Origin of the sequence: Kaistia algarum, from assembly GCF_026343945.1 — a bacterium.
Lineage (GTDB): Bacteria > Pseudomonadota > Alphaproteobacteria > Rhizobiales > Kaistiaceae > Kaistia > Kaistia algarum.
In genome coordinates this window covers 2,315,614-2,339,235 of record NZ_JAPKNJ010000001.1, presented here as the reverse complement: position 1 = coordinate 2,339,235, position 23,622 = coordinate 2,315,614, and the positions used below count along the sequence as shown (strand labels likewise).

Here is a 23,622-nt window from a genome sequence, read left to right as displayed (position 1 = left end):
CCCCGATGCAGGACGACGGCGGTGAGGAAGCGACGGACGACGATGAACGGGGGCTGCGGACACGACGTCTGCTCCTGCGTCAGCCAAGGACACGGGATGTAGCCGCGCTGACGGCGGCTCTCGACAACCCCCGCGTCGCGATGGGGCTGGTGAGCGTCCCCTATCCCTATCGGCGCGGCGACGCCGAAATTTGGATCGAGCGCGAACGCGCCCGTTCCTCGACATCGGGCGCCAGCTATGTTGCCGTTTCGCGCGCGGAAGGCGGACTGGTCGGCGCCGGCTTCCACAGCCGGAGCGACACCTGGCCGGACGGCTTCGAGATCTGCTTCTGGATCGCCGAGCGATTCTGGGGCAAGGGCTATGGCACGGAGGTGGCGCACGCTGTGATCGACGATGCCTTCTCCGCGGGCGGCGCGGAGCGGATATGGTGTGCGATCCGCGTCAACAGCGCGGCGGCGCGCCGGGTCGTCGAGAAGTGCGGCTTCCAGTTCCGCGATTCCGGCATGGTTCGCTCGGTCGCCGCCCGCGGGGCCGTGCCGATCGAGCGCTTCGTTCTGGAGCGCAGGGTCTGGACCAGCCTGAAGGCCTGGGGTGCGGAAGAAACAGGGCGGATAGGAAAGAGCAAGACAGATGAAGGGGACGATGCGAGCAACGCTGCGTGAGCGAATTCTCCGGACCCCGCGCTTGCTGCTGCGCCCCGCCGAACCGGCGGACGCACCGGCGATCGCGGCTGGGCTCGGCGATTTCGAAGTGACACGCTGGCTCGCCCGCGTGCCCTATCCCTATGACATCGACGAGGCGACGCGGTTCCTCGCTTGGGAGAAATCGCAGCGCCATTTCGGCGAGGATCAGGTCTTCATCATCGATCAAGGCGGCCTGATCGGGCTCGTCTCGCTGCGCGGAAGGGGAGAGGCGCCGGTTCTGGGCTACTGGCTCGCCAGGGCGCATTGGGGGAAGGGGCTGATGCGCGAAGCGGTCACGGCCGTGGTCGCCGATACTTTTTCAAACCCTGCCATCGCCGAGATTCAATCCGGAGTCTTCGAAGGCAATGAACGTTCGCTCGCCATCCAGTCGCATCTGGGCTTCGATATCGTTGGCCGCTCGCGCCAGCATAATCTTGCGCTTCAGCGCGATCTTGATCATATCGACACCATACTGACGCGTGCGCGTCATGCCGAGTTAACAACATGAAATTCCTCGACGAGGCCAAGGTCTATATTCGCTCCGGTGACGGCGGGGCCGGTAGCGTCTCCTTCCGCCGCGAGAAATTCATCGAGTTCGGTGGGCCAGATGGCGGCGATGGCGGGCGCGGCGGGGATGTCTGGGCCGAATGCGTCGACGGCCTCAACACGCTGATCGACTATCGATACCAGCAGCACTTCAAGGCGAAGACCGGCGTTCACGGCATGGGCCGCAACATGGCCGGCGGTCGCGGTGATGACGTGACGCTGAAGGTCCCCGTCGGCACCCAGATCTTCGATGAGGACAACGAGACGCTGATCGCCGACCTGACTCATCCAGGACAGAAGATCCTGCTGGCCAAGGGCGGCAATGGCGGTTTTGGCAATACCCATTTCAAGACCTCGACCAACCAGGCGCCGCGGCGCGCCAATCCCGGCCTTGAAGGTATCGAGCGCTGGATCTGGCTCCGGCTGAAGCTGATCGCCCATGCCGGCCTCGTCGGCCTGCCCAATGCAGGCAAGTCGACGTTCCTTGCCGCCGTTTCCGCCGCGAAGCCCAAGATTGCCGACTATCCCTTCACCACGCTGCATCCCAATCTCGGCGTCGTCCGCATCGACGGCCGCGATTTCGTCATGGCCGATATTCCGGGCCTGATCGAAGGCGCGCATGAGGGCATCGGGCTTGGCGACCGCTTCCTCGGCCATGTCGAGCGCTGCCGCGTTCTGCTGCATCTCGTCGACGGCACGCAGGAAGACCCGGCCGAGGCCTACCGGATCGTGCGCGGCGAACTTGACGCCTATGGCGCCGGTCTTGAAGAGAAGCGCGAGATCGTGGCGCTGTCGAAGGCCGACGCGATCGCGGCAGACGAACTCGAAGGGAAGAAAAAGGCCCTTGCTCGAGCCTGCGGGATGACGCCGCTCGTTCTCTCTGCCGCTTCCGGTGCCGGCGTCGAATCGGCCTTGCGCGTGCTGGCTCGCATCATCGAGGAAGGCAACACCAACGATCCGAACGATGTGCCGGCAGCCAAGGCAGAGGACTGGACGCCATGAGCGCCGCTGTCCTGTCCGCGGACAGCGCCGTGGATATGAAGCCCGAGAACTTTCGCCGTATCGTCGTCAAGATCGGCTCGGCCCTGCTCGTCGACCGCGCCACGGGCCGGCTGCGCGAGGAATGGCTCTCCGCGCTCGTCGACGACGTGGCGGCGCTTGCGTCGGGCGGGCGCGACGTATTGCTCGTTTCCTCGGGGGCGATCGCGCTCGGCCGCGGCGTCCTCGGCCTTCCCGGCGGCATCCTGAAGCTGGAGGAGAGTCAGGCGGCGGCGGCTGTCGGCCAGATCGCGCTCGCCCGTGCCTATTCGGAACGGCTCGACCGCCATTCGATCCGCGCCGGCCAGATCCTGCTGACGCTGGGCGATACCGAGGAACGCCGCCGCTATCTGAATGCTCGCTCCACGATCGGCACGCTGCTGCGTCTCGGCGCCGTGCCCGTGATCAACGAGAACGACACGGTCGCGACCAGCGAGATCCGTTATGGCGACAATGATCGCCTCGCCGCGCGCGTCGCCTCGATGATGGGCGCGGATCTGCTGGTGCTGCTCTCCGACATTGACGGGCTCTATACGGCGCCGCCGCATGCCAATCCCGATGCACGCCTCATCCCGATCGTTCCGAAGATCACGCCCGAGATCGAGGCGATGGCCGGCGGTGCGGCATCGGAATATTCGCGCGGCGGCATGAAAACCAAGGTCGATGCGGCCAAGATCGCGACGGCCGCCGGCGCGACGATGGCGATCGCCCTCGGCAAGCCGCTGCATCCGCTCCGGCAGATTTCCGAGGGCGGCACCGCGACATGGTTCCTGCCCGAGGGCAACCCCGTCACCGAGCGCAAGAAGTGGATCTCCGGCCATCTGGAGACGCGCGGCCTCATCGTGATCGACGCAGGCGCGGTGCGGGCGCTGCGGTCCGGCAAGAGCCTGCTTCCGGCCGGCGTCCGCCGGGTCGAGGGCAGGTTCCAGCGTGGCGATGCGATCATCATCCAGGGGCCATCGGGCGAGGAAGTGGGACGAGGCCTCGTCGCCTATGACATGGCCGACGCCGAGCGCATCGCCGGGCGCAATTCGAACGAGATCGCCGCGATCCTCGGCTATTCGGGGCGCGCGGCCATGGTCCATCGCGACGACATGGCCCTGCGGGGCGAATAGCCGCTTTTCGGGTGGAGCTAGGTCCTCCAGGCAACGATGAAGAGGGTCCTGCGGGACAAACGGGAACGATCATGACGACGACAATGGTGCTGAAGCGAGAGAGCGAAGACGTCGCGGCGGTGATGCAGGCCATCGGCCGCACGGCCCGCGCCGCTGCCCGCAAGATCGCCCTCGCCCCGTCGCACGCCAAGGACACCGCCCTTCGGGCCATGGCCGCCGAGATCCGCGCTTCCGAAACGCGCATCCTGGAGGCGAATGCCTTCGACGTCGCTGCGATCGAGAAGTCCGGCGCGCTTCCCTCCTTCGTCGACCGTGCCACGCTCAGCCCTTCCCGCATCGAAGCGATGGCACGCGGCGTCGAGGAGATCGCCGATCTCACCGACCCCGTCGGCACGGTGATCGCCGCCTGGGACCGGCCGAACGGCCTGCACTTCGAGCGCGTCCGCACGCCGCTCGGCGTCATCGGCGTGATCTATGAGAGCCGTCCCAATGTGACGGCTGATGCCGGCGCACTGTGCCTCAAATCCGGCAATTCCGTGATCCTGCGCGGTGGCTCCGACACCTTGCGCACGTCATCGGTCATCCATGCGGCGCTGGTGCGCGGCCTCGAGGCGGCCGGCCTTCCCGGCGCCGCGATCCAGATGGTGCCCACCGCCGACCGCGCCGCCGTCGGCGCTATGCTGGACGGGCTCGGCGGCTTGATCGACGTCATCGTACCGCGCGGCGGCAAGAGCCTCGTCGCCCGCATCCAGGACGAGGCGCGCGTGCCTGTCTTCGCCCATCTCGAAGGCATCGTTCACATCTATGTCCATTCCGGCGCCGACCTCGCCATGGCGATCCCCCTGATCGTCAACGCCAAGATGCGCCGCACGGGCGTTTGCGGCGCCGCAGAGACGCTGCTCATCGACAAGGCGGTCGCCGCTACCCATCTGGTGCCGATCGTGCGCGCGCTGATCGAGGCCGGCTGCACGATCCGCGGCGATGCCGAGACCTGCCGCCTGGTGCCCGAGGCGTCGCCGGCCGCCGAGCAGGATTGGTCGGCCGAATATCTCGACGCCATCATCGCCGTGAAGGTCGTGGACGGGCTCGACGCGGCGATCGATCATATCGAGACCTATGGCTCGCACCATACCGACGCGATCCTCACCGCGGATCAGGAAGCGGCCGATCGCTTCCTCGCGGAAGTGGATTCAGCCATCGTGCTGCACAATGCCTCGACCCAGTTTGCCGATGGCGGCGAGTTCGGCTTCGGCGGCGAGATCGGCATCGCGACCGGCCGGATGCATGCCCGCGGCCCCGTCGGCGTCGAGCAGCTCACCTCGTTCAAGTACCGTGTTCATGGCGCCGGGCAGACGCGGCCGTGACGTCGGACGATCTGTCCGACCCTTCGCTTCGGCTGGCGCTGAAGCTGCCGCAGGCGAGCGCCGGGCAGCGCATCGGCCTTTTCGGCGGCTCCTTCGATCCGCCGCATGACGGCCATCTGATGGTGAGCCGGGCCGCCATCCGTCGCCTGCGGCTCGACCAGCTCTGGTGGCTCGTAACTCCCGGCAATCCCTTGAAGGAGCATGCACCGGGCGCGCTCGCCCGCCGCGTCGAGGCAGCGCGACAGCTGGCGCGCGGCGAGCCGAAGATTCGCGTCACCGCCGTCGAAGCGGCGCTCGGCACGCGCTTCACTGCCGAAACACTGGCCATCCTGAAGGCCCGGCGGCCGGGCGTGCGCTTCGTCTGGATCATGGGCGCCGACAATCTTCGCCAGTTCCACCGCTGGCGGCAATGGCGCGAGATCGCGTCGATGATGCCGATTGCTGTCCTCGACCGACCCGGCAGCACCTATGCGGCAACCGTTTCGGCTACCGCAACAGCGCTGGCTCCTTACCGAATCGGGGAAGATCGGGCCGGAGCCCTAGCCGGGCTCGATCCGCCCGCCTGGATCTTCCTGCACGGAAGAAGAACGGCCCTTTCCTCGACGGCGCTACGTGCCGCAGGAAAGACACGAGATGAATCATCTTGACCGCGGTTCAAACCGCGTCTTGAAAGCTTCACCTTCTCGTGCCTATGTTTTAGACGGGCAGCCTAGGCTGCTTGGGAGAGTTCCGATCACGGCCCTCTTGAAAGGCCCGATACGCCCTATGGCGAAAGGAAAGAACCACTGACGACGGCAATTCAAACCGAGGCCGCGCTGGAGCGCGTTCCTCATCGGACGGCCGTGCGCCGGCAGATTGCGGCGGACGACGTTCTCAAAATCATCCTCGACAGCCTCGACGATTCGAAGGCGGAGGAGATCGTATCCATCGACATCGCAGGCAAATCGGCATTGGCGGACTTCATGGTCATCGCCACCGGCCGGTCGCAACGCCATGTCGGCGCCATCGCGGATCATATCGCCCGCGATATAGCGGAGGCCGGTGGCCGCGTCGCGAGCGTCGAAGGCATGCCGCATTGCGATTGGGTACTGATCGACGCCGGCGACGTGATCGTCCATGTCTTCAGGCCGGAAGTCCGCAGCTTCTACAATCTGGAGAAGATGTGGTCGTCTGATGCTCCAAAGACCGGGGCGCTGCGTCCGGTAACGGAGAATCCGGCCGGCTGAGCCGGATCGCCCATGCGCATTTCGATCTTCTCGGTCGGACGACTCAAAACGGGCCCCGACCGGCTTCTCGTCGAGCGTTATCTAGAACGCGCCGTCCATGCCGGCCGCAGCCTGAGCCTTGATGTCGTCACTCGGGAATTTTCCGAGAGCCGGGCCGGTCGCGGCGAGGACCGCATGGCCCAGGAAGCGACGATGCTTATCGCCGCCCTCCCGCCCGGCGCCCGGCTGGTCGCCCTAGACGAAGGCGGCCGTGCTCCGACCAGCGTCGAGTTCGCCCGCAAGATCGGACGGCTGCGCGATGACGGGCTCGGTGACCTCGTATTCGCGATCGGCGGTGCCGACGGCCATGGCGCCGCGCTCAAGTCCCGCGCCGACGAGACGCTGGCCTTTGGTCAGATGACATGGCCTCACCAGATCGTCCGCCTGCTGCTCGCTGAGCAGATCTACCGGGCGATGACAATCTTGTCCGGCCATCCTTATCATCGTGAGTGACCGTCGCGCTTCGGCCGCAATTCTTGGCTAGCGAAGCAACAAGCGACGGTAGATTGGCGGTCGACCTTTGGGGTCGCGCTTGCGACCGTCCGGACACCTCCTTCGGGCCGTCGAACGTGCATCGACTTCAGCATTCCGCGCCGTCGCTAAGAGCTGCCGCGTTCGCCGCGCTGCTGCTGGCGCTGCTGTCGCCGGAAGCGCACGCCGCCGATGAAGGCGTCACGCCCGCAAGCACCGCGCCGACAGCGGCGGAACAAAGTGCCCGCCGCGCGGAACTCGACGCGATCACCCGCGACATTGACGTCACAAAAGAGCGACAGGAAGCCTTGCGATCCGAAATCGCAAAGCTCGACAATGACAGCACGTCGTTGACATCGGCGTTGGTCGACACCGGGGAGCGCGCCACCGAACTCGAGAAGAAGATCGACAAGGCCGAGCAGCGCATGAGCAGCCTGCTCGACGAAGAGAAGACGGTCCACGATTCGCTCGCCGCGCGCCGGGGAACCCTGGCCAATGTGCTGGCCGCTTTGCAACGTATGGGCCGCAAGCCGCCGCCCGCCATTGTTGTGCGGCCTCAGGATGCCCTCTCAGCAGTCCGAAGTGCCATGCTGCTAGGGGCGGTGGTACCGGAGCTGCGGGGCGAAGCCATCCAGCTGGCAGGTGACCTCCAGCATCTCCTCGCGCTCAAGGGCGAGCAGGAGCGCGAGCGCGACCGCATGCGCGCCGATTCGACCGCGCTCGCCGAGGAGCGCACGCGGATCCAGCTCCTGGTCGAAGAAAAGAAGAAGGCGCGCGTCGCGTCCGAGCAGCAATTGGCCGACGAGCAATCCCGCTCCGAGCAACTCGCCCGCAAGGCCACCAGTCTCAAGGACCTGATCGCGAGCCTGGAGAAGCAGGTCGCGGCCTCCGCGGATGCCGCCGCGGCGGCAAGCAAGGCCGAAGCCGACAACCAGGCCGCGCTCGAGTCCGGCAAGGCATCGCCGAACCCGGACAGCCTCGGCGCGCGCAACCGCATCGCGCCGGCTGTCGCCTTTGGCAATACCAAGGGCATGCTGCCGATGCCGGTCAATGGGGTCCAGATGAAGGGCTTCGGCGACGCCGACGGACTGGGCGGTACAACGCAGGGAATTTCGATCGCGACGCGCGCCGGGAACGGCGTATCGTCACCCGCCGATGGGTGGGTAGTTTACGCCGGACCGTTCCGGTCCTACGGTCAACTCTTGATCATCAATGCCGGCGGCGGATATCATATCTTGTTGGCAGGAATGGAGCGGATCGACGTCGAACTCGGGCAGTTCGTGCTGGCAGGCGAGCCGGTGGCGGTCATGGGATCGCGGTTGCTGGCCAGTAATAATGTCGACGGTATTGGCGCTACGCAGCCCATGCTCTATGTCGAATTCAGAAAAGACGGAACCTCGATCGACCCGGCCCCATGGTGGGCGCGATCCAACGACGAAAAGGTTGGCGGATGATTCGCAATGCTACCCTGCTCCTGGCCGGCACGATCATCGGCGCCGCGGCCACGGTGACGCTGAGCCAGATGCCCGGGCTCGTACCGACGGCCGCGCAGGCCGCCGTGTCCGATACCTACCGGCAGCTCAATCTGTTCGGCGACGTGTTTGAGCGCGTCCGGGCGGACTATGTTGAAAAGCCCGAGGATTCAGCCTTGGTCGAGGCGGCCGTCAACGGCATGCTCACCTCGCTCGATCCGCATTCGAGCTACATGAATCCCAAAGACTTCAAGGACATGCAGGTCCAGACCCGCGGCGAATTCGGCGGGCTCGGGATCGAGGTGACCATGGAGGACGGCGCGGTCAAGGTCGTATCCCCGATCGACGACACGCCGGCCGCCAAGGCGGGCATCCAGGCCGGAGACCTGATCGTCGCCATTGACGGCGACTCGGTTCAGAACATGAACCTCAATCAAGCCGTCGAGAAGATGCGCGGCGCGGTCAATACGCCGATCACACTGCAGATCCAGCGCAAGGGCACCGCCAAGCCCTTCGACGTCAAGATCGTCCGCGACGTCATCCGCATCCAGTCGGTCAAGTGGCGCGCCGAAGGCGATGTCGGCTATATCCGCATCTCCTCCTTCAACGAACAGACCTTTGACGGGCTGAAGACGGCGATCGAGAAGCTCGACGACCAGATCGGCAAGGACAAGATCAAGGGCTTCATCCTTGATCTGCGCAACAATCCCGGCGGCCTGCTCGATCAGGCGGTCGCGGTCGGCGATACGTTCCTCGACCATGGCGAGATCGTCGCGACGCGCGGGCGCCATTCGGACCAGAATACGCGCTACGACGCCCGGCCCGGGGATATGACCGACGGCAAGCCCGTCATCGTCCTCATCAATGGTGGCTCCGCTTCGGCATCGGAAATCGTGGCCGGCGCCCTGCAGGACCAGAAGCGGGCGACGATCCTCGGCACCCGCTCCTTCGGCAAGGGATCGGTACAGACGATCATCCCGCTTGGCTCCAACGGCGCGATCCGCCTGACGACGGCGCGCTACTACACGCCGGCCGGCCGCTCGATCCAGGCCAAGGGCATCGATCCGGATATTCAGGTCCTGCAGGACCTGCCGCCGGAGCTGAAGGACCAGGTGACCGATACCAAGGGCGAAGCATCGCTGAAGGGTCACCTCGCTAACGAAGCTGGCGGCCAGGAAGGCGGCGGCTCTCAGGCCTATGTCCCGCCGGAGGCCAAGGACGACAAGCAGCTTCAGCAGGCGATCGGCCTGCTCGACGGCAAGCAGGCGAACAGCGCCTTCCCGCCGGACCCGAAGGCGGCCGTTCCGAACTGATCCCAGAACGGCGCCCTCGGGCGCCGTTCCTTTATGATCCGACGCTTACCCCAGCCATCGCAGCTTCTGGAGCCGACCTGTGTCGGAGGATTACACCGCCCCCCTCGGCCTCGGTCGCGACCGGAGCCGGCGACCGTCACGCCTCTGGCCCTTTGCGCTCGGCATTGCGCTGGCTGCCACGCTCTTCGTCGTCGGCTGGGCGGTCTGGTTCCATGATCCGGACGGAGGCCAACCGATCGCCAGCGTGGCTCTGCCGGCGCTGCCCCCTGCGCCGCCCCCGCCTCCCGCCGCCGACTCGCCGGCCCCGGAGCCGCCTGACGACCCATCGGGTCAGATCATCATCCGCGATCCCTGATCGCAGGGAGCGTCATCCAAATGTCGCTTCATCCGCCGCCTGCGAGCCGATAGATTGCCGGCTCCTGCGCTGGAGGATGATCCCATGTCGAAGAAGAAACCGGTCGATCCCTCGACCTTGCCCTATCGTCCCTGCGTCGGGACCGTCGTCTTCAACGCCGCCGGGCAGGTCTTTATCGGCGAGCGCTCGCCGAATGCCGAGCTGGTCGCGGGCGACCCCGTCTGGCAGCTGCCCCAAGGTGGCATCGACCCGGGCGAGGAGCCCTTGCCGGCCGCGTATCGCGAGCTGTTTGAGGAGACGAGCATCCGGTCCGTGACGCTGATCGAGGAAGCCGAGGGCTGGTTCGACTATGACCTGCCGCCGGATCTCGTCGGTGTCGCGCTCAAGGGAAAATACCGCGGTCAGCGGCAGAAATGGTTCGCCTTCCGCTTTGAGGGCGAGGAGAGCGAGATCAACGTATTGTCACCTGGCGGCGGCGCCCATGAGGCTGAATTCATCTCGTGGCGGTGGGAGCGGCTCGACGCGCTGCCCAGCCTGATCGTCCCGTTCAAGCGCAAGGTCTACGAGCAGGTCGTCGCAGCCTTCCGCCATCTGGCCTCATGAACGAAAACGGCCGCCCAAAGGCGGCCGTTCGATCGTTGTATTGGCGGAATTCACTGGCCGAGAGCGGCCTGCGCTTCCTTGAGCTGGCTGAGCTTCTGCGCCGCCACCGAACGGCTTTCGTCGTCCTTGGCGTCGGCGAGATCCTCCTCCGCGTCCTTGATCTCCTTGAGGATCAGGGCCGGATCGATGCTCTCGGCGGGAACGGCGAGTTCGGCGAGGATGGTGAGACCCGAGGGGCTCACATCCGCGAAGCCGCCGCGGATGAAATAGCGCTGCGACGCGCCGGACACCGGCGTAACCGTCACGATGCCCGGCCGGATCGTCGACATGAACGGCGCGTGGTTCTTCAGGACGGTGAACTCGCCTTCCGCGCCGGGAACGACAACGGAAAGCACCGGCTCGGAGAGCAGGAGCCGCTCCGGCGAGACGAGTTCGAACGAAAACGGATCAGCCATCGGGCCCTAGCTCCTTTTCGAGGCGATCAGGCGGCAGCCGCAAGCTTCTTCGCCTTGGCGATGGCATCCTCGATGGTGCCGACCATGTAGAAAGCGGCTTCAGGCAGATGATCATAGTCGCCGTTGCAAAGGCCCTTGAAGCCCTTGATCGTATCGGCGATCGGAACCTGGACGCCCGGCTGGCCGGTGAAGGCCTCGGCGACGTCGAAGGGCTGCGACAGGAAGCGCTCGATCTTGCGGGCGCGTGCCACGGTGAGCTTGTCCTCTTCGGAAAGCTCGTCCATGCCCAGGATCGCGATGATGTCCTGAAGTGCCTTGTAGCGCTGCAGGATCTGCTGCACCCGGCGGGCGACCGCATAGTGCTCCTCGCCGACGATGGCCGGCGTCAGCATGCGCGAGGTAGAGTCGAGCGGATCCACGGCCGGATAGATGCCCTTTTCCGAGATCGCGCGCGACAGATTCGTCGTCGCGTCCAGATGGGCGAAGGAGGTGGCCGGCGCCGGGTCGGTCAGATCGTCGGCCGGCACGTAGATGGCCTGCACCGAGGTGATCGAACCCTTGGTCGTCGTGGTGATGCGCTCCTGAAGCTGGCCCATGTCGGTCGCCAGCGTCGGCTGATAGCCCACGGCCGAAGGAATACGGCCGAGAAGCGCCGACACTTCCGAGCCCGCCTGCGTGAAGCGGAAGATGTTGTCGACGAAGAACAGCACGTCCTGGCCCTGATCGCGGAAATGCTCGGCGACGGTGAGACCGGTCAGCGCGACGCGGGCGCGGGCGCCCGGCGGCTCGTTCATCTGGCCGAACACCAGCGCGCACTTGGACTTCACCGCCGGATCGGGATTGTGCGGATCGGCGTTCACCTTGGAATCGATGAACTCGTGATAGAGGTCGTTACCCTCGCGGGTGCGCTCGCCAACGCCGGCGAACACCGAATAGCCGCCGTGAACCTTTGCAACGTTGTTGATCAGCTCCTGGATGAGCACGGTCTTGCCCACGCCGGCACCGCCGAACAGGCCGATCTTGCCGCCCTTGGCGTAGGGTGCGAGCAGGTCGACGACCTTGATGCCCGTGAGCAGGATCTCCGCTTCCGTCGACTGCTCCGAATAGGACGGGGCCGGCGCATGGATCGGGCGAAGGCCTTCGGCGTCGATCGGGCCCGCTTCGTCGATCGGCTGGCCGATGACGTTCATGATGCGGCCAAGCGTGCCGACACCGACCGGAACCTCGATCGGAACGCCGGTATCGCGCACCGGCTGGCCGCGGACGAGACCCTCGGAGATGTCCATGGCGATGCAGCGAACCGTCGATTCGCCAAGGTGCTGGGCGACTTCGAGGACGAGGCGGTTGCCGTTGTTGTCGGTTTCCAGCGCGTTCAGGATCGCCGGCAGGTGCCCTTCGAACTGAACGTCGACGACGGCGCCGATGACCTGGGTGATACGGCCCGAATGACCGGTCTGCTGATTGGTGTTCGCCATGATGTTCTAGCCTTCCAAAAATCCGGTCAGAGCGCCTCGGCGCCCGAAATGATCTCGATCAGTTCCTTGGTGATCATCGCCTGGCGCGTCCGGTTGTAGCGGAGCGTGTACTTCTTGATCATCTCGCCGGCATTGCGCGTGGCGCTGTCCATCGCCGACATCTTGGCGCCCATCTCCGACGCTACATTCTCCAGGAGCGCCGAGAGAATCTGCACCGAGACGTTGCGCGGCAGCAGATCCTCGAGGATTGCTGCCTCGTCGGGCTCGTATTCGTAGATCACCGAAGTGCTGCGATCGACCGCCTCGCCACCATCGACCTCGGCAGGGATGACCCGCTGCGCCGTTGGTATCTGCTGGATGACGGAACGGAACTTTGCATAGAAGAGAGTCGCGACGTCGAACTCGCCCTTCTGGTAGAGCGAGAGCACCTTGCGGCCGATCGTCTCCGCATTGCCAAAGCCGATCTGCTTGACCGTGCGCAGCTCGATCAGCTCGATGATCTGATCCTTGAACTGGCGGCGGAGCAGGTCGTAGCCCTTCTTGCCAACGCAAAGGATCTTGACGATCTTGCCCTCGCGCTGCAGCGCAACGGCGTGATCCCGGGCAAGTCTCGCGATCGACGAATTGAACGCGCCGCAGAGGCCGCGTTCCGCGGTGCAGACGATCAGAAGGTGCGTCGCGTCCGAACCGGTGCCCGCCAGCAGGCGGGGCGCATCGGCCCGGCCGGCGACGCCGACCGCGACATTCGACAGCACCGCGCTCATCCGCTCGGCATAGGGCCGCGAAGCCTCGGCCGCCGCCTGGGCGCGGCGCAGCTTAGCCGCGGCGACCATCTGCATCGCCTTGGTGATCTTCTGGGTCGCCTTCACCGAAGTGATGCGATTTCTAAGTTCCTTGAGGCTCGGCATGACCGTCCCTGTCGAGCGGAATGGAAGCCGGTCCCGTTATCCGGAGCCGGCTCGAAACCGTGGGGTTCAGGCGAAGTTCTTGGCGAAGGCTTCGAGAGCAGCCTTCAGCTTCGAACGCAGATCATCGTTCAGCTCGCGCTTGTCGCGGATGCCGTCGAGCAGGTCCTTGTGCTCGGTGCGGAGCACGGCCAGAAGGCCCTGCTCGAAAGCGCTAACCTGGCTGACCTGCAGCTTGTCGAGATAGCCGTTCACGCCGGCGTAGATCACCGCGACCTGCTCCTCGACCTTCAGCGGCGAGAACTGCGGCTGCTTCAGAAGCTCCGTAAGACGGACGCCGCGATTGAGCAGCTTCTGCGTCGTCGCGTCCAGATCCGAGCCGAACTGCGCGAACGCCGCCATCTCGCGATACTGCGACAGCTCGCCCTTGATCGGACCGGCAACCTGCTTCATCGCCTTGATCTGCGCAGCGGAACCAACGCGCGACACCGACAGGCCGACGTTCACCGCCGGGCGGATGCCCTGGTAGAACAGGTCGGTCTCCAGGAAGATCTGGCCGTCGGTGATCGAAATCACATTGGTCGGAATATAGGCCGACACGTCGTTGGCCTGCGTCTCGATGATCGGCAGAGCCGTCAGCGAGCCGTTGCCATTGTCGTCGTTCAGCTTGGCAGCGCGCTCAAGCAGGCGCGAATGCAGGTAGAAAACGTCGCCCGGATAGGCTTCGCGGCCCGGCGGACGACGCAGCAGCAGCGACATCTGGCGGTAGGCGACGGCCTGCTTGGAGAGATCGTCATAGACGATCAGTGCATGCATGCCATTGTCGCGGAAGAACTCGCCCATGGCGCAGCCGGCGAACGGCGCCAGATACTGCATCGGAGCCGGGTCGGAAGCGGTAGCGGCGACGATGATCGAATATTCGAGCGCGCCGCGCTCCTCGAGCACCTTCACGAACTGCGCGACCGTCGAGCGCTTCTGGCCGATGGCGACATAGACGCAGTAAAGCTTCTTGCTCTCGTCGCCCGACTCGTTGATCGGCTTCTGATTGAGGATCGAATCGAGCGCCACGGCGGTCTTGCCGGTCTGGCGGTCGCCGATGATGAGCTCGCGCTGGCCACGACCGATCGGGATCATCGCGTCGATAGCCTTGAGGCCGGTCTGCATCGGCTCGTGCACGGACTTTCGCGGGATGATGCCCGGAGCCTTGACGTCGACGCGGCGGCGCTCGGTGAACTCGATCGGACCCTTGCCGTCGATCGGATTGCCGAGAGCGTCGACGACGCGGCCGAGCAGACCCTTGCCGACCGGAACGTCCACGATCGCGCCGGTGCGCTTGACCGTATCGCCTTCGGAGATGTCACGGTCGGAACCGAAAATCACGACGCCGACATTGTCGGTTTCGAGGTTCAGCGCCATGCCTCGGGTCCCGTTCGGGAACTCGATCATCTCGCCGGCCTGGACATTGTCGAGGCCATAGATGCGGGCGATGCCGTCGCCGACGGACAGGACCTGACCGACTTCGGAAACCTGAGCCTCGGAGCCGAAGTTCTTGATCTGCTCCTTGAGGATTGCGGAGATTTCAGCGGCGCGGATGTCCATCAGCCGACCTCTTTCATAGCGATCTTGAGTGAATTCAGTTTGGAACGAAGCGAGGTGTCAACCATGCGGCTGCCGACCTTGACGATCAGCCCGCCGATGAGAGCGGGATCAACCTCGGAGGAAAGCGTCACATCCTTGCCGATCTGCGCCTTCAGCGCTTCCTTCAGCGCAGTGATCTGCACGTCGGAGAGCGGCTCGGCGCTGGTCACTTCCGCGGTCACCTCGCCGCGATGGCGGGCGAGCAGCTTGCGGAAAGCCACGATCATGCCGGGAACGGCAAATAAACGACGGTTATTGGCGGCGACCTTGATGAAATTGCCGACAAAACCGCCAATGCCCGCTGCGCCCAGCACGGCCGAAACGGCTCGGAGCTGGTCATCCGCGGAAAAGACAGGGCTGCGCACGAGGCGATTCAGATCGTCGCTTTCGGCCAGCAGCGCGGAAAATCGGGCCAGATCGGCGTCGACGGCATCAAGATTGCCGCCTTCGAGCGCGAGTTCGAAGAGCGCCGTGGCGTAACGCTCGGCCACTCCTGATGCGATGCTTTTCTGTTCCGCCACCTGAACCTCGCTGTCAGACCTATCGCCGGGCAATCGGCACCGCCTGGGTCGCAATCGCAACACTTTGATCGGATTAGAATTTTCTTCGACGAATGGAACCCGTCAAATTGGCCCGCCCGAAAGCCGCGCGTTCGTTAGCACAGCATCCACGCTATCGCAACTCGCGGCCGACTCGGAAATGCCACGATTCGGTGCGGCTCGATACCGTTCCTGTCTCCGGATCGGCCTATCGATGAAGGCCTGATCGCGGACATGGTTCACGAAGACCTCGGTTAAACCCGAACCATTCAGGTGGTTGCACCCGTCTATCGCCGATGGTAAAACCAGACCATCGCAGGAGAGCACGATGGGTACCACCACGATCGGCATCAAGGTCGACGAGGAATGGAAGGCGCGACTGCAGGCGGCTGCGGCGGAACTCGGAAAATCGCCCCATGCCCTGGCGAAGCAGGGCCTGCTCATGGCGATCACTGATGCCGAGGGCACGGAAGCCGGCTCGATTTCCGGCTCCGATTCGCCGGAGATGCCGTTTCTCGATCTGGCGCGCAGCGTTCGCTCGTTGAGCCTGCTGCGAGCCCGCATCGCCGCGGCGGCGCGGCGCCCGGAACTGGAATGTATGCCGCTGCTCATTTCGGAGGCCGCGCTTCCGGACGTCGCCCGCGCCGAGGCGGCGGCTATCGCCGGCGATCTGGTCGAGCGACTGCGCGCCAAGCCCGGATCCGGCCGCGTCGAGGGCCTCATCCGCGAATATGCGCTGTCCACTCAGGAAGGCGTGGCGCTGATGTGCCTTGCCGAAGCGCTGCTGCGGATTCCCGATCGCGCGACCCGCGACGCGCTGATCCGCGACAAGATTGCCGCCGGCGACTGGAGCGCCCATGTCGGTCAGAGCCCGTCGCTTTTCGTCAACGCCGCCACCTGGGGTCTGGTCGTAACGGGGAGGCTGACGGGCACATCCAGCGAGGAAGGACTCTCGTCGGCGTTGTCACGCCTCATCGGGCGCGGCGGAGAAGGCGTGATCCGCAAGGGCGTCGAGATCGCCATGCGGCTGATGGGTGAGCAGTTCGTCACCGGACAGACAATCGGCGAGGCCCTCGCCAACAGCCGGCGCATGGAGGCGAAAGGCTTCCGCTATTCCTACGACATGCTCGGCGAGGCCGCGATGACGGCAGCGGATGCCGATCATTATTTCGCGGCCTATGAGCAGGCGATCCACGCGATCGGCAAGGCAGCCGGCCGACGCGGCATCTATGAAGGCCCCGGCATCTCGATCAAGCTATCGGCGCTGCATCCACGCTATTCGCGCGCCCAGGCCGAACGCGTCATGGTCGAACTCTTGCCGCGCCTTACGAGCCTCGCCCGCCTCGCGCGGCGCTACGATATCGGCCTCAACATCGATGCGGAGGAGGCCGATCGACTCGAACTCTCGCTCGACCTCCTGGAAGCGCTTTGCTTCGATGCCGAACTGGAAGGCTGGAACGGCATCGGCTTCGTCATTCAGGCCTATGGCAAGCGCTGCCCCTTCGTCATCGACTACCTTATCGATCTTGGCCGACGCAGCCGGAGGCGGCTGATGGTGCGCCTCGTGAAGGGCGCTTACTGGGACAGCGAGATCAAGCGTGCGCAGGAGGCAGGACTGGAGGATTTCCCGGTCTTTACGCGCAAGCTCCACACCGACGTTTCCTATCTTGCCTGCGCCAGGCGTCTGCTCGCCGCGCCGGACGCGATCTTCCCGCAATTCGCCACCCACAACGCGCAGACCCTGGCGACGATCATGAAGATGGCCGGCGCGAACTTCTATGCCGGCCAATATGAGTTTCAATGTCTCCATGGCATGGGCGAGCCGCTTTATGAGGAGGTCGTCGGTGCCGATCGCCTCGGCCGCCCCTGTCGCATCTATGCGCCGGTCGGAACACATGAGACGCTGCTCGCCTATCTTGTTCGCCGCCTGCTGGAGAACGGCGCCAATACGTCGTTCGTGAACCGCGTTTCCGATCCGGCGGTACCGATCGAGGACCTCGTCGCCGATCCCGTCGCCGAGGCCGCCGCGCTGGTGCCCATGGGGAGCCCGCATCCCTCCATCCGGCCGCCGCGCCATATCCATGGCGCGCGGATCAACTCGCTGGGCCTCGACCTCGCCAGCGAGCCGCAGATTGCCACGCTCGCGGCCCATCTTGTCGGCGAAGGCAGCCGGAAATGGCAGGCGCGGCCGATGGTCGGCGGCGAAATTCACGAAGGCAAGGCCGAGACGATCCGCAACCCCGCCGACCGCCGCGACGTCGTGGGCTCCGCCGTGACCGCCGCCACGGCCGATATCGCCAGCGCCTTCGACCATGCCGACGCGGTGGCACCGATCTGGTCGGCGACACCCGCCGCCGAACGCGCCGCGATCCTGCGTCGGGCAGCGGACCGGTTCGAGGCCGCAATGATCTCGCTGATCGGCCTGCTGGTGCGCGAGGCCGGCAAGACGATCCCGAACGCTGTTTCGGAAGTGCGCGAGGCCGTGGACTTCCTGCGCTTCTACGCAGACGAGGCGGAACGGGCGGACGACGGCAGCCGCCCGCTGGGGCCGACCGTCTGCATCAGCCCGTGGAACTTTCCGCTCGCCATCTTCACTGGCCAGATCGCGGCAGCGCTCGCGGCCGGCAATCCGGTGCTGGCCAAGCCGGCGGAGGAGACACCCCTCGTCGCGGCGGAAGCTATCCGCATCTTGCGCAGCGCCGGCATCCCGCCGGCGGCCCTGCAACTCCTTCCGGGAGAAGGCGACGTCGGTGCGGCGCTCGTCGCCGATCCGCGAACCCGCGCGGTCCTGTTCACGGGCTCGACCGAAGTCGCCCGCCGGATCCAGGCGAGCCTCGCAGAGCGCCTGACGCCGGAGGGTCGCAACGTGCCGCTCGTGGCGGAGACCGGCGGGCTCAACGTCATGATCGTCGATTCCTCGGCTCTCGCCGAGCAGGTGACAGCCGATGTGCTGCAATCCGCCTTCGACAGCGCGGGCCAGCGTTGTTCGGCGCTGCGCATCCTGTGTCTGCAGGAGGACATTGCCGACCGCACGATCGAGATGATCCTGGGCGCCATGGCCGAACTGACGATCGGCAAGCCGGATCGCCTCTCCACGGATATCGGCCCTGTGATCCGCGCCGAGGCGGCGGCACTGCTCTCGGCGCATATCGCCGCCATGGCCGAACGAGGCTTCAGGGTACACTCGCTGCCCCTTCCGCCAGAAACGGCCACCGGCAGCTTTGTGCCCCCGGCCCTCATTGAGATCGGCGAGCTGGGCGATGTCGAGCGCGAGGTCTTCGGTCCGGTGCTGCATGTCCTGCGCTATCGTCGCAACGAACTGCCGGCCCTGATCGAGGCGGTGAATGCCACCGGCTATGGCCTCACCTTCGGCCTGCACACTCGCATCGACGAGACGATTGCGGCGGTGACTGGCAGCATTCGCGCCGGCAATATCTATGTGAACCGCAACATAGTCGGCGCGGTCGTCGGTGTTCAGCCCTTCGGCGGGAATGGCCTCTCGGGCACAGGCCCGAAGGCCGGCGGCCCACTCTATCTCCAGCGACTTGGCCATGGGAATCCGGCCGCATCCAGCTGGCAGGTCGGCACAGCAACGAATACCCTCGTCGCCTATCTCGACTGGCTGAAGGAAAGTGGACTGTCTGCGGCAGCCACATCATTTGACCGCTACCGCACCCTGGCGCCATCGACACGGCCTCTCGAACTGCCCGGCCCGGTCGGCGAGCGTAACGAATACCGCTTGCGCCCGCGCGGTCGCCTCCTCGTCCAGGCCGAGACCGAGACCGGGTTCCACGCCGCGGTCGCCGCCGCCCTGGCCACCGGAAACCGCCCTGTACTTCCGGCCGATGCTCCCTTCGGCCGAAATGCGTTGCCGACATCCCTGCAGGAACGTGTATTCGGGGAAAGCGAGCGCGACAGCCCCGTGGCGGCCGTGCTGTTCGAAGGCGGCGGCGACGCGTTGATCCGCCTGCAGATCGAACTCGCGGCGCTGGATGGACCCATCATCCCCGTCCATGCGGTATCGCCCGAGGGCCTTGCCGCCGGCCGTGAGGATTTCCCGCTCGCCATGCTGGTCGAGGAAATGTCGATCAGCACCAACACGGCAGCAGCGGGCGGCAATGCCAGCCTGATGACGATCGGCTAATCCAGGGCTGCACGGAGCGCCGCGGCCGCCGCGATCGGCGCCAGAACGGCCGAGGCCAGCGAGAAGGCAGCGAGAAACAGAAAGGGCGCGGTCGACGGCCCATTGCCGCCCACACCCGAGATCGCGCTGACGCCGAAGATCAGCACTGGGATGGTGAAGGGCAGCACCAGCACCGCGACCACGAGACCGCCACGACGCATCGCGGTGATCAGCGCCGCCCCAATGGCGCCAATCAGGGTCAGTGCCGGGGTTCCAAGCAGGAGCGTCGCCGCGACCAGCGTGATCGTCGGCGCGTCGAGGCCGAGGATCAGCCCGAAGACCGGCGTGCCGACGATCAGCGGCAGCCCGGTCGCCAGCCAGTGTCCGATGGCCTTGGCCAGAACGACCAGTTCGAGCGGCAGACCCGACAGCATCAGATGATCGAGCGTTCCATCGTCGCGGTCGTCCTGGAAAAGCCGATCCAGGCCGAGCAGCGTGGCGAGAAGCGCCGCGATCCACAGCATCGCCGGTCCGATCCGCGCCAGCAGCGGCATGTCCGGGCCGACGCCGAACGGCACCACGGCGACGACCGAGAGGAAGAAGACCAGTCCCGTATAGGCCCCGCCCCCGGCGCGCAGCGACAGGCGGGCGGTTCGTCCGATGAGCGCGAGGAAGAGGCTCATTCGCCGGTCTCCGGACGAAGCGCCAGTTCGGCCGTCGCCGCGACCGGCAGACGCCGATGCGTCGCGACGATCGCCGCGCCGCCACCCGCCAGATGCTCGGCGAGAATCGAGCCGAATGCCGCCTCCGCCGCGATGTCGAGCGCAGAGGTCGGCTCATCGAGCAGCCAGAGAGGACGGAGCGTCAGAAGCAATCGCGCAAAACCGACCCGCCGCTTCTGCCCGGAGGAGAGATAGGCCGCCGGCAGGTCCTCCAGCGCGTCGAGCCCGATCCGTTCCAGCGCCTCGCCGACGCTCAGACCCCGCGCGCCTGCGACCTTCGACCACAGGGCCAGATTCTCCGCGACGGTGAGGGCCGGCTTCAGCCCATCGAGATGCCCGAAATAGTGACAGGATTCGGCCAATGGCTGGTCCTGCGGCAACCAGCGGACCGCGCCGTCGGCAAGTGGCAGCAGGCCTGCCACGGCCCGCAGCAAGGTCGACTTTCCGGCCCCGTTCGGCCCGGACAGGACGATGAGGTCGCCCGCGGCGAGGGCGAACGACAGGCCGGACAGAATGCGCCTGCCGCCGCGATCGACCGAAAGCTCAAGGACTTCAAGACGGTTCACCGAGCCTCCGACGCCAGCGCGGCCCCTCGACGCAGGTTCGAAAGGTTCCAACGGCAGCGAGTTTCCTTGTTCTGGCTTCTCCTTACGAAATTCACTATAAGGCCTGCAACCCGGCGCCCGGTGCGCCGCGGCGAAGACCTGAGTCAACACTGAGGCGACGGAAGCCATGCGGAAGCCTTGTTCCGCCGCCGTCCCGCAGTGGCCTGACCGGGTCGGGCACGCTTCGTGCATCGACTTCGGCTAGGCGTTCCTGCGACCGAACCGAGGACCAGTCCATCGTGAGCAACGAGCATCCCGATAGCTTCAAATCCCGCAAGACCCTAGAGGTCGGCGCGGAGAGCTATGTCTATTTCAGCCTGCCGGATGCCGAAAGGAACGGCTTGCCAGGCATCGGCAATTTGCCGTTCTCGCTGAAGGTGCTGCTCGAGAACCTGCTGCGCAACGAGGACGGACGCACGGTCAGCGCTGACGACATCCGCGCCATCGCCGAATGGCTGGTGACACGGAAGAGCGACCGTGAGATCGCCTATCGACCGGCGCGCGTGCTCATGCAGGACTTTACCGGCGTTCCGGCCGTGGTCGACCTCGCCGCGATGCGCGACGCCATGGTCAATCTTGGCGGCGACCCGAAGCGCATCAACCCGCTCGTGCCTGTCGACCTCGTCATCGACCACTCGGTCATCGTCAACTTCTTCGGCAACAACGCCGCCTTCGGCAAGAATGTCGAGGAAGAATACAAGCAGAACCAGGAGCGCTACCGCTTCCTGAAATGGGGCCAGTCGGCCTTCAACAATTTCCGCGTCGTGCCGCCGGGAACCGGCATCTGCCATCAGGTGAACCTCGAATATCTGGCCCAGACTGTCTGGACCAGGACCGAGAACGGCGAGACCGTCGCCTATCCTGACACCTGCGTCGGCACGGACAGCCACACCACGATGGTGAACGGCCTCGGCGTGCTCGGCTGGGGCGTCGGCGGCATCGAGGCGGAGGCGGCCATGCTCGGCCAGCCGGTCTCCATGCTGATCCCTGAAGTGGTCGGCTTCAAGCTCACCGGCCAGCTGCGCGAAGGCATCACCGCGACCGATCTCGTGCTCACCGTCACGCAGATGCTGCGCAAGAAGGGCGTGGTCGGCAAGTTCGTCGAATTCTTCGGCACGGGCCTTGACCATCTTTCGCTCGCCGACCGCGCTACGATCGGCAATATGGCGCCGGAATATGGCGCGACCTGCGGCTTCTTCCCCATCGACGGCGAGACCATCGCCTATCTCGACGAGACCGGCCGCACAGGCGACCGCGTCGCGCTCGTCGAGGCCTATGCCAAGGCGCAGGGCATGTGGCGCCATGCCGGCGTGGCCGATCCGGTGTTCACCGACATACTGGAGCTTGATATCGGCTCCGTGCTGCCCTCGCTTGCCGGACCCAAGCGCCCTCAAGACCGCGTGCTGCTCTCCGACGCCAAGACCGGCTTCCTCGCCGCTCTGGAAGGCGAGTTCAAGAAGCCGGGCGAGGCCGACAAGCGCGTCGCGGTGGAAGGCACCGACTACACGGTCGGCCATGGCGACGTCACGATCGCGGCCATCACGTCCTGCACCAATACATCGAACCCGAGCGTGCTGATCGCCGCGGGCCTGCTCGCTCGCAACGCGGTCGCCAAGGGCCTCAGGAGCAAGCCCTGGGTGAAGACCTCGCTGGCACCCGGATCGCAGGTGGTCGAGGAGTATCTGAACGCGGCGAACCTGCAGAAGGATCTCGACGCGCTCGGCTTCAATCTCGTCGGCTTTGGCTGCACGACCTGCATCGGCAATTCCGGCCCGCTGCCGGAGCCGATCTCCGAGGCGATCAACAAGGGCGACCTCGTCGCGGCGGCCGTGCTTTCGGGCAACCGCAACTTCGAGGGCCGCGTCAATCCGGATGTGAAGGCGAACTACCTCGCCTCGCCGCCGCTGGTCGTCGCTTATGCGCTGGCCGGTTCGCTGCAGATCGACCTGATCACCGAGCCGCTGGGCACCGGATCGGACGGCCAGCCCGTCTATCTGAAGGACATCTGGCCTTCCAACCAGGAGATCGCCGCCTTCATCCGCAAGAACGTCACCAAGGCGATGTTCCAGTCGAAATATGCGGACGTGTTCAAGGGCGACGAGAATTGGCAAAAGATCGCCGTGCCGCAGGGCGAGACCTATGCCTGGGACGATCGCTCGACCTATGTGCAGAACCCGCCCTATTTCGAGGGCATGTCGCGCGATCCCGAGCCGGTCACCGACATCATCACCGCCCGCGTCATGGGCCTCTTCCTCGATTCGATCACGACCGACCACATCTCGCCGGCCGGATCGATCAAGGAAGCCAGCCCTGCCGGCGCCTATCTGCGCGACCATCAGGTCCGGCCCGCCGATTTCAACCAGTACGGCACGCGGCGCGGCAACCATCAGGTGATGATGCGCGGCACCTTCGCCAACATCCGCATCAAGAACCAGATGCTGGACGGCAAGGAAGGCGGCTTCACCAGGCACTGGCCTGACGGCACCGAAATGCCGATCTACGACGCCGCCATGCTCTACAAGCAGGAAGGCGTGCCGCTCGTCGTCTTCGCCGGCAAGGAATACGGCACCGGCTCGTCGCGCGACTGGGCGGCCAAGGGCACCAAGCTGCTGGGCATCCGCGCCGTGATCGCCCAATCCTTCGAGCGCATCCACCGCTCCAACCTCGTCGGCATGGGCATTGTCCCGCTTGTCTTCGAGGAGGGAACCTCGTGGCAGACGCTCGGCCTGAAGGGTGATGAGATCGTGACGATCCGTGGCATCGCCGGAGACCTCAAGCCGCGGCAGATGCTGGACGCCGAGATCCTTTTCGCGGATGGCACGACGAAAATCGTACCCCTGCTCTGCCGCATCGACACGCTGGATGAGCTCGACTACTTCGAGAATGGTGGCATCCTGCAATACGTGCTGCGAAACCTCGTCGCCTGATCCAACGA

At 65.5% G+C, this 23,622-nt stretch carries 21 protein-coding genes; 14 read left to right on the top strand and 7 right to left on the bottom strand.

The genetic code is table 11. The features are described from left to right. The first annotated feature begins 5 nt into the window (after positions 1 to 5). The 12 genes from OSH05_RS11255 to OSH05_RS11200 all read left to right on the top strand — a co-directional run bounded on the left by OSH05_RS11255 (position 6) and on the right by OSH05_RS11200 (position 10,225). Positions 6 to 662 (top strand): GNAT family N-acetyltransferase, encoded by a 657-nt coding sequence (locus tag OSH05_RS11255; protein WP_104221518.1) that lies wholly within the window; start codon positions 6 to 8, stop codon positions 660 to 662. Next, on the top strand, positions 631 to 1,191 hold the full coding sequence (locus OSH05_RS11250; protein WP_104221517.1) for a GNAT family N-acetyltransferase: 561 nt from the start codon (positions 631 to 633) through the stop codon (positions 1,189 to 1,191). Before OSH05_RS11255 ends, OSH05_RS11250 begins: the two co-directional genes overlap by 32 nt. Next, entirely contained in the window at positions 1,188 to 2,231 is a 1,044-nt protein-coding gene (gene obgE / locus OSH05_RS11245) for a GTPase ObgE (protein ID WP_104221516.1), read from the top strand. The genes OSH05_RS11250 and obgE overlap by 4 nt, the downstream gene beginning before the upstream one ends. After that, positions 2,228 to 3,382 (top strand): glutamate 5-kinase, encoded by a 1,155-nt coding sequence (gene proB / locus OSH05_RS11240; RefSeq protein ID WP_104221515.1) that lies wholly within the window; start codon positions 2,228 to 2,230, stop codon positions 3,380 to 3,382. Before obgE ends, proB begins: the two co-directional genes overlap by 4 nt. 71 nt (positions 3,383 to 3,453) lie before the next feature. After that, positions 3,454 to 4,746: a glutamate-5-semialdehyde dehydrogenase gene (locus OSH05_RS11235; RefSeq protein WP_104221514.1), complete on the top strand. Its 1,293-nt coding sequence runs from the start codon at positions 3,454 to 3,456 to the stop codon at positions 4,744 to 4,746. Further along, positions 4,743 to 5,393: a nicotinate-nucleotide adenylyltransferase gene (locus OSH05_RS11230; RefSeq protein WP_104221513.1), complete on the top strand. Its 651-nt coding sequence runs from the start codon at positions 4,743 to 4,745 to the stop codon at positions 5,391 to 5,393. Before OSH05_RS11235 ends, OSH05_RS11230 begins: the two co-directional genes overlap by 4 nt. 195 nt (positions 5,394 to 5,588) lie before the next feature. Then, on the top strand, positions 5,589 to 5,972 hold the full coding sequence (rsfS, locus tag OSH05_RS11225; protein ID WP_104221512.1) for a ribosome silencing factor: 384 nt from the start codon (positions 5,589 to 5,591) through the stop codon (positions 5,970 to 5,972). Between the two features lie 12 nt (positions 5,973 to 5,984). Then, positions 5,985 to 6,464, top strand: coding sequence for a 23S rRNA (pseudouridine(1915)-N(3))-methyltransferase RlmH (rlmH, locus tag OSH05_RS11220; RefSeq protein WP_104221511.1), 480 nt, complete (start codon positions 5,985 to 5,987; stop codon positions 6,462 to 6,464). 53 nt (positions 6,465 to 6,517) lie between these two features. After that, positions 6,518 to 7,936, top strand: a complete 1,419-nt coding sequence (locus OSH05_RS11215) for a murein hydrolase activator EnvC family protein (RefSeq protein WP_266352218.1) — start codon at positions 6,518 to 6,520, stop codon at positions 7,934 to 7,936. Continuing rightward, positions 7,933 to 9,267 (top strand): S41 family peptidase, encoded by a 1,335-nt coding sequence (locus OSH05_RS11210; RefSeq protein ID WP_104221510.1) that lies wholly within the window; start codon positions 7,933 to 7,935, stop codon positions 9,265 to 9,267. Before OSH05_RS11215 ends, OSH05_RS11210 begins: the two co-directional genes overlap by 4 nt. 79 nt (positions 9,268 to 9,346) lie before the next feature. Then, complete coding sequence (locus OSH05_RS11205; protein ID WP_104221509.1) at positions 9,347 to 9,622, top strand: hypothetical protein; 276 nt, start codon at positions 9,347 to 9,349, stop codon at positions 9,620 to 9,622. A gap of 84 nt (positions 9,623 to 9,706) precedes the next feature. Beyond that, entirely contained in the window at positions 9,707 to 10,225 is a 519-nt protein-coding gene (locus OSH05_RS11200) for an RNA pyrophosphohydrolase (RefSeq protein ID WP_104221508.1), read from the top strand. 50 nt (positions 10,226 to 10,275) lie between these two features. Here OSH05_RS11200 and OSH05_RS11195 read toward each other — a convergent pair whose 3' ends face one another. The 5 genes from OSH05_RS11195 to OSH05_RS11175 all read right to left on the bottom strand — a co-directional run bounded on the left by OSH05_RS11195 (position 10,276) and on the right by OSH05_RS11175 (position 15,219). Beyond that, entirely contained in the window at positions 10,276 to 10,680 is a 405-nt protein-coding gene (locus OSH05_RS11195) for a F0F1 ATP synthase subunit epsilon (RefSeq protein ID WP_104221507.1), read from the bottom strand. Positions 10,681 to 10,706: 26 nt separating this feature from the next. Next, the gene (gene atpD / locus OSH05_RS11190) at positions 10,707 to 12,155 is read right to left on the bottom strand and encodes a F0F1 ATP synthase subunit beta (RefSeq protein WP_104221506.1); all 1,449 of its coding nucleotides are present in this window, start codon (positions 12,153 to 12,155) and stop codon (positions 10,707 to 10,709) included. 26 nt (positions 12,156 to 12,181) lie between these two features. After that, positions 12,182 to 13,063, bottom strand: coding sequence for a F0F1 ATP synthase subunit gamma (locus OSH05_RS11185; protein WP_104221505.1), 882 nt, complete (start codon positions 13,061 to 13,063; stop codon positions 12,182 to 12,184). A 66-nt stretch (positions 13,064 to 13,129) separates the two neighbouring features. Further along, the gene (atpA, locus tag OSH05_RS11180) at positions 13,130 to 14,659 is read right to left on the bottom strand and encodes a F0F1 ATP synthase subunit alpha (protein ID WP_104221504.1); all 1,530 of its coding nucleotides are present in this window, start codon (positions 14,657 to 14,659) and stop codon (positions 13,130 to 13,132) included. Beyond that, positions 14,659 to 15,219, bottom strand: coding sequence for a F0F1 ATP synthase subunit delta (locus OSH05_RS11175; RefSeq protein WP_104221503.1), 561 nt, complete (start codon positions 15,217 to 15,219; stop codon positions 14,659 to 14,661). Before OSH05_RS11175 ends, atpA begins: the two co-directional genes overlap by 1 nt. A 346-nt stretch (positions 15,220 to 15,565) precedes the next feature. On the opposite strand from OSH05_RS11175, the gene putA reads away from it, so the two are divergent. Next, positions 15,566 to 19,381 (top strand): trifunctional transcriptional regulator/proline dehydrogenase/L-glutamate gamma-semialdehyde dehydrogenase, encoded by a 3,816-nt coding sequence (gene putA, locus OSH05_RS11170; RefSeq protein WP_104221502.1) that lies wholly within the window; start codon positions 15,566 to 15,568, stop codon positions 19,379 to 19,381. Here the strand turns inward: putA and ccmB are convergent. Together ccmB and ccmA are read right to left on the bottom strand one after the other, a co-directional pair. Then, positions 19,378 to 20,043 (bottom strand): heme exporter protein CcmB, encoded by a 666-nt coding sequence (ccmB, locus tag OSH05_RS11165; RefSeq protein ID WP_266352215.1) that lies wholly within the window; start codon positions 20,041 to 20,043, stop codon positions 19,378 to 19,380. The two genes, putA and ccmB, sit on opposite strands and share 4 nt — an antisense overlap. Beyond that, complete coding sequence (ccmA, locus tag OSH05_RS11160; RefSeq protein WP_266352214.1) at positions 20,040 to 20,648, bottom strand: heme ABC exporter ATP-binding protein CcmA; 609 nt, start codon at positions 20,646 to 20,648, stop codon at positions 20,040 to 20,042. The genes ccmB and ccmA overlap by 4 nt, the downstream gene beginning before the upstream one ends. 278 nt (positions 20,649 to 20,926) lie before the next feature. On the opposite strand from ccmA, the gene acnA reads away from it, so the two are divergent. Beyond that, positions 20,927 to 23,614: an aconitate hydratase AcnA gene (gene acnA / locus OSH05_RS11155; protein WP_104221537.1), complete on the top strand. Its 2,688-nt coding sequence runs from the start codon at positions 20,927 to 20,929 to the stop codon at positions 23,612 to 23,614. Positions 23,615 to 23,622: the final 8 nt, after the last annotated feature.